At 74.0% G+C, this 570-nt stretch carries 1 protein-coding gene; it reads left to right on the top strand.

All coding sequences use genetic code 11. The features are described 5' to 3' along the window. Positions 1 to 570: AMP-binding protein (locus AC5L35_RS37345; protein ID WP_495064479.1), on the top strand; the 570-nt coding region annotated here is incomplete at both ends.

Here is a 570-nt window from a genome sequence, read left to right on the forward strand (position 1 = left end):
GAGCTGGGTGTGGCCGGACCGTCCTTCGAGACCGTGCTCGACCCGACCGGCACCGCGGGTGCGCTCGCCGAGGGCACCGTGCTGCGGGTCGGGATCGCCGATGGCCGCCTCGTGCTGCGCTACCGCAGCGATGTGCTCGACACGGACTACGCCGCCCGGGTCGCGGGCTACTACCTCACCGCGCTGTCGCTGATCACCGCCGACCTGGACGCCGAGCACCGGCGGCAGAGCCTGCTGTCCGCTGAGGAGCTCCGCTTCCAGCTCGACGGCCTGGCCGGGCCGCGCCGCGAGCTGCCGGACCTGCGGTTCCACGAGCTGTTCGAGCAGCAGGTCGCCGCCCACCCCGACGCGGTCGCGGCGGTGCAGGGAGAGCGGCAGTGGACCTACCGCGAGCTCAACGCCCGGGCCAACCGCCTCGGGCGGGCGTTGCTGGCCCGCGGGCTGCAGCGCGAGGACGTGGTCGCGGTGGTCACCGAGCGGAACCTGGACTGGATGGCCGCGGTCCTGGCGGTGTTCAAGGCCGGCGGGGCCTACCTGCCCATCGAGCCGCATTTCCCGGCCGACCGCATC

This window comes from Pseudonocardia sp. OZ21, assembly GCF_059359135.1.